This is a genomic window from Streptomyces aurantiacus (genome assembly GCF_001418335.1).
Classification (GTDB): domain Bacteria; phylum Actinomycetota; class Actinomycetes; order Streptomycetales; family Streptomycetaceae; genus Streptomyces; species Streptomyces aurantiacus.
Map to the genome: position 1 here is coordinate 1 of NZ_LIPP01000076.1, position 5956 is coordinate 5956.

At 73.0% G+C, this 5956-nt stretch carries 3 protein-coding genes; 1 reads left to right on the forward strand and 2 read right to left on the reverse strand.

All coding sequences use genetic code 11. From position 1 onward, the window contains the following. Positions 1-151 precede the first annotated feature (151 nt). Together lhgO and AOK01_RS11430 are read right to left on the reverse strand one after the other, a co-directional pair. On the reverse strand, positions 152-1363 hold the full coding sequence (gene lhgO / locus AOK01_RS11425; protein WP_055510857.1) for an L-2-hydroxyglutarate oxidase: 1212 nt from the start codon (positions 1361-1363) through the stop codon (positions 152-154). A gap of 300 nt (positions 1364-1663) precedes the next feature. After that, on the reverse strand, positions 1664-3088 hold the full coding sequence (locus AOK01_RS11430) for an NsdA family TPR-like regulatory protein (RefSeq protein ID WP_055510858.1): 1425 nt from the start codon (positions 3086-3088) through the stop codon (positions 1664-1666). A 775-nt stretch (positions 3089-3863) separates the two neighbouring features. On the opposite strand from AOK01_RS11430, the gene AOK01_RS11435 reads away from it, so the two are divergent. Then, positions 3864-5956: asparagine synthase-related protein (locus tag AOK01_RS11435; protein ID WP_055510856.1), on the forward strand; the 2093-nt coding region annotated here is incomplete at its 3' end.

Below are 5956 nucleotides of genomic sequence, written 5' to 3' on the forward strand. Positions count from 1 at the left end.
GCCGGGCGTACTGCCCTTTGCTGCCATGGCAGGCCTGGTTCGGAAGAGCTACGCGGCGGACTGCGACGTACCGGCACGGCCCCTTCCGTCGCATGTCCACCTCCCGCCGTGGGGTGTGCGGGTCGCCCGGCCGCGATGGGGATGGGTGCGGTCAGGTGGCTGTCAGGGCTGCCAGGGCTCTTTCGGCCACCTCTCGGCCTATGGGGAGGGAGGCCGTGGCCGCGGGGGACGGGGCGTTGAGTACGTGGACCGTGCGGGGGCCCTCCTGGATCAGGAAGTCGTCCACCAGGGTGCCGTCGCGGAGGACCGCCTGGGCGCGGACGCCCGCGGATGCCGGGATCAGGTCGTCCGGGGTCACCGCGGGGAGCAGGCGACGGACCGCGCGGGTGAAGGCGGCCTTGGAGACCGAGCGGCGCAGCTCTCCGCCGCCGTAGCGCCAGTGGCGCCTGGCTATGCGCCAGGAGCCGGGCCAAGTGAGGGTCGAGCCCAGTTCGCGGGGGTGGACGGTGCGCCAGTCGTAGCCCTCGCGGGCCAGGGCGGGGACCGCGTTCGGGCCGATGTGGACACTGCCGTCGATGCCGCGGGTGAGGTGGACGCCGAGGAAGGGGAAAGCGGGGTCCGGGACGGGGTAGACGAGGCCGCGAACCAGGTCGGGGCGGGCGAGGGTGTAGTACTCGCCGCGGAAGGGGACGATACGCATCTTGGGCTCGTCGCCTGTCAGGCGGGCGATCTCGTCGCAGTGCAGGCCGGCGCAGTTGACCAGCACCCGGGCGCGTACGACCGTACCGTCGTCCGTGCGGACCGCCACGCCGAGGCCGGGGCGGCGGTCGATGTACGTGGCCCTCGCGTCGTAGCGGATAAGGGCCCCGGATGCCTCCGCGAGACGGTGGGCCACGCCCACGAAGTCGCACACCCCTGTGGTGGCCACGTGGATCGCGGCGAGGCCGCGGACCTCCGGCTCGTACTCCTCGATCTGGGCGGCGCCCAGCTCCCGTACCGGAATGCCGTTCTCCCGGCCCCGCTGTATCAGCGCGTGCAGCCTGGGCAGCTCGTCCCGTTCCGTGGCGACGATCAGCTTGCCCGTCACCGCGTGCGCGATGTCGTACTCCGTGCAGAACTTGATCAGCTCGGCGGCTCCCCGCGCCGCGAACTGTGCCTTGAGGGAGCCCGGGCGGTAGTAGATGCCGCTGTGGATGACGCCGCTGTTGCGGCCCGTCTGGTGCCGGGCCGGGCCTGGTTCCTTCTCCAGCACCGTCACGCGCGTGCCCGGCGCGGCGCGCGTGATCGCGTAGGCCGTCGACAGACCGACGATCCCGCCGCCGATCACGAGCACGTCACAGTCGTAAGCGATCTCCCGCACCATCCGTCCGTCCACCTCCCGCCCTCGGCTCCCACCCGCGACTCCTGTCTCCGATAGTGCACTGCACCACTGACAACGCCCTCAAACCACAAAACCAGACGACCGGCAGACAACCGGCAGACGACCGGCACGGCCACCCGTCACATGCGTCACCACCGCGTCAACCGTGATTCCTGGCAGGGCGGCCGGTTTTTTTAGGGGCGCGGGGAACTGCGCGACCAGCCACCGGGCACCCGCAGGTTCGAGACCGCCCCGGCCACGCACCCGCCATGGCGCCATGGCAACCCCCGGGGATGCCTACCCCTAGGCCGGCGCCATGAGCAGCGGCCTCGCCCGCTCCCGCAGCTCCACCACCCGTGGCTCGTCCCCGTACGGCTCCAGTCGGTGGAGGAGGTCCTTCACATACTCGGTCGTGCGGGCCGAGGAGATGCGGCCGGCGACCTCCACCGCCCGTACCCCCTGCTCGCACGCCGCGTCCAGGTTGCCGGACTCCAGTTCGGCGACCGCCGACACCACCAGGCGCAGCCCGTGGGAGCGTACGAACTCCTCCGTCGGCTTCGACAGCGCGTGCTCCGTGAAGCGGCGGACCTGACGCGGAGCCTTCAGGTCGCGGTAGCACTCCGCCGCGTCGGCGGCGAAACGGTCGTACGAGTAGAAGCCGAGCCAGGACGGGTCCTGGTCGCCGTCGCGGGCGCGTTCCAGCCAGCCCTCGGCCGCCTTCAGGGCGCCGCCGGCCGCGTGGGCGTCACTCGCGCGCGCGTGGGCCCGTGCCTCGACCAGGCGGAAGAAGCTCATCGTGCGGGCCGTGGCCAGTCCCCGGTTGCGTTCGAGGGCGGCCTGCGCGAGGTCCACGCCCTCGTCGCCGAAGCCGCGGTAGGTCGCCTGGAGGGACATGGAGGCCAGTACGTAGCCGCCCAGGGGCACGTCAGCCGCCGCGCGGGCGAGACGCAGTGCCTGGATGTAGTAGCGCTGCGCCGCTTCCTGCTGGCCCGTGTCGAAGGCCATCCAGCCGGCCAGGCGGGTCAGTTCGGCGCTCGCTCCGAAGAGGGCGCGGCCGACTTCGTCCGAGTACGAGCCCAGGAGCAGCGGGGCCGCCTCGACTCTTAAGCATTCCGGCACCATGGAAGAACGCCAGTCGCCGCCTCCGTATTTGGAGTCCCAGCGCCTGGCGTCCTCGGCGGCCTCCCGCAGCTTCAGTACGTCGCTGTGGCCGACTTTGAGCGGTGCCCCGGAGCCCTCCAGCGGGCCGGCGTCCCGGGCGACCGAGCTGTCGGCCGGGGTTATCAGCCACCGGGAGGCGGGCGTCGCGTACGCGCTCACCGCGAACGAGCCGGCGAGCGACTGCCATATGCCGCCGGAGCCTGCCCGGCGTCCCGCGAGGTCGAGGCGGTACAGATCCGTCGCCGACCGCACGGCCTGTCCCACGTCGCGGGGGAAGGCGAGGCCCACCTCCGGCGCGGGGTCCGCGTCCGCCAGGCCGATCTCGTGGAGTGGCACCGGGCGGCCGAGTTTCTGGCCGATGGCGGCGGCGATGAGGTGCGGCGCGGCACCTTGCGGCACCATGCCTTTCGACACCCAGCGCGCCACCGACGTCTTGTCGTAGCGAAGAGTCAACCCGCGTTGAGCGCCAAGATCGTTGACGCGACGCGCGAGTCCTGCGTTGCTGATTCCCGCGAGGGCGAGAACGGTGCCGAGTTTTTCGTTCGGCCCGCGTTGCTCCCTGGACATGCGCCACCCCTCGACACAGACGGCTGCCGCGCGGGTGTGGCCACGCGGCATTCGTGCTGCGTCTTCCCGGGGTGCCGACCCCTGGAACCCCGCCCGCACAAGCACGTGGCCGAGCCCTCAGGAATATGCCTCCCGCGAAAACACAGGCAAACACAGGGTAGTTCGCCGCATCCCAAGCGTTAAGGGGCATTGTTCCGGATGGCGGGATTGTGGTCCGGGGGCAAGCACGGAGCGTCGTGTCGTGCTCCCGTTGTGTGGCAGTGCGCCCGTCCGTGCGCTCTTCTCCGGCCACCGGGGGAGCGCTTCCATGGATGGTGCGTGGGTCGGCCCGCTGTACTGGATCCAGTGGGCTGGGGGACACCGCCGCCTACATCCCCGCGGGCGGCGGACCGGTCCGGGAGGCGGAGCCCGTCTCCCGGACCGTGCGTTGCGCACAGCCTGTACGGAGCGTGTGCAAGGCTGTCTGTCCATCCCCGATTTGGCTGAATATCGCCCCCACGCTCTGAGGTCGAATATCGCTTCTACCATGGTACTTGAGGGCGCGTTGGGTGTTTTTGGGGAGCGAACCGGGGGCGCATTCACGTCGTAGCCCGGAGGTCAATTCTCCGCGATCGCCTTTCCATACGCGTGAGTCCGCCGCTGAGGGGGCATCTCCCCAGGGGCGCACCAGGGGGAGCACATACGGCCCCACCGCCCCTCCGGCGCGCTCGCTTCGTGGCAGCATGGTGACCGGTTCGTGCGGTGCACTGGTTGTCCACGGCCTGTGGAGGCGGCGATGCGGTGGTTGGTGGGATGGAGCAGCGTCACCGCTCGCGCGCCCGGATTCGGCTCGGCGGGCGCGACCGGCGGCGCGACCGGCGGTGACGGAGAGACGGTGCATCCGGTCGGGTCCCAACTCCTGTGGGGCGACCCCGATCCGCTCTGGGCGGTCGGCGACTGGCGCCCCGACGAGGTGCGTGTCGTCAAGGTCGACGACCAGAACCGCATCGCGGTGCTCGGCACCTGCGGCGCCTCCGACGAGGAGCTGCGCGTGGGCCTGGTCGCCGCGCGCGGCGGGGCACTTCGGCATCTGACGGCCTGGTCCGGCAGTTACACGGCCGTCGTCCAGGTGGGCCGCCGGGTCATGGTCTGCGGCGATCTCGCGGGCGTGCGGCCGGTGTTCCACACCCCGTGGGCGGGCGGCACGGCCTACGCGACGGCCGCCCTGCCGCTGGCCGACCTCATCGAGGCCAACCTCGACTTCGGGTACCTGGCGGCCCTGCTCGCGGCCCCCGACGTACCGGCCGCCCTCCAGGACTCGACCCCGTACGAAGGCGTGCGGCGCATTCCGCCGGGGCACGCGCTGATCCTGCGCGCCGGGGCGCGGGAGATCGCCGGGTACGAGCCGGTGGCCTCCCTCGCCGTCGCGGCCCCCACCGCCGACGCCGACAGCGCGGTGGACGGCGTCCGGGACGCCCTGGTGGAGGCCGTCCGCGCACGGCTCGCCGCCCCCAGACACGTACCGGGAGCGGACATCGACCCGGGGCCCGTCCCCGGGATGGGGCCCGCCGAGCGGCGCGCCGCGCGCGGCATGCCCGTGCCCGGCATCGGAGCCGACCTCTCGGGAGGGCCCGCCTCCGGCACGCTCGCCCTCCTCGCCGCCGGTCTGCCCGGCGCCCCCGGCACCGTCCTCGGACACGGCACGGGCGCCGGCGAGCGTCTCCTCGCCGTCACCTTCAACGACCTGGCGGTGAAGGGGCGGGAGGCCGAGCTGGAACGGGCCGGGACGCTCGCCGCCAATCCGCGACTGCACCACGTGGTGGTGACCGGGGGCGAAGAGGTGCTCCCCTACGCCGAGTTGGAGGGCCCGCTCACCGATGAGCCGGGCCCGTCCCTGGTGACCGCCGCCCGCCACCGCGCCCGCCTGGCCGCGGGCAGCGCCGACCACTTCACGGGGTACGGCGCCCGACAGGTCCTGGACGCGCACCCGGCCCGCCTCGCGGACCTGCTCATGGACCGCAAACGACGCCACCTGGTGCGTCCGGTCGCGGCACTGGCGAAGGCCGACGGCTCCGTCCTGGTCCCCGCGCGCGTGTACGGCGCGGCACGCAAACTGTCCCGTACGCCGTACCTGGCCGGCGTCGAGGGCCTGGCCGACCGGCTGCTGCACAAGCGGTTCGAGGAGCCGGCGGGTGCAGTGGGGGCGTCCCTCGCCGCGCTCACCTGGGCGAGACCGGGCCCCGCCGCGCGTTGGCTGACCGGTGAGGCCCTAGCTGAAGTATCGGTTCGCCTGACGGGTGCGACGACCCGCGCGAGCGTCGGCCCCGGTCAGCGGCCGGGCGATTTCCGGGCCCGCTCCGCGCTGACCCGGCACGCCGCGGACCTCCGCATCCTGGAGCAGGCCGCGGAGGTCCGCTTCCAGCGGCTGCACGCCCCCTTCCTCGACAACCAGGTCGTACGCGCCTGCCATGCCCTGCCCGAGTCGCTGCGCGTCCGGCCCGGCGCACGGGCCGCGATCCTCCGTACGGTCCTGGAGGGCGCCGGGGTGGCCGACCTCCCGCCCGGCTGGGGCGCCCCCTCCCACGCGTCCTCGACCGCCGCGGCCCGCACCGGGCTCCGCGTCGCCGTGGACGAACTGGTGGCCCTCTTCGACACGCCTCTCCTCGCCCAGGCAGGCCTGGTCGAGGCCCGCGTCGTCCGCAAGGCCCTGAGGGCGGCGGCCGACGGCGAGCCCCTCCCCCTGGAGGGCCTCGCGGACCTGGTCTCCCTGGAACTGTGGCTCCGCCGCCTCCTGGAACGCCGGGGAACCTGCTGGACAGGCACTCCCGCCCGCCAACGCGCCGTCCCGGAGGGGATCAGGCCGCAGCGGGGGGCGTTGGCGGGCGGGAG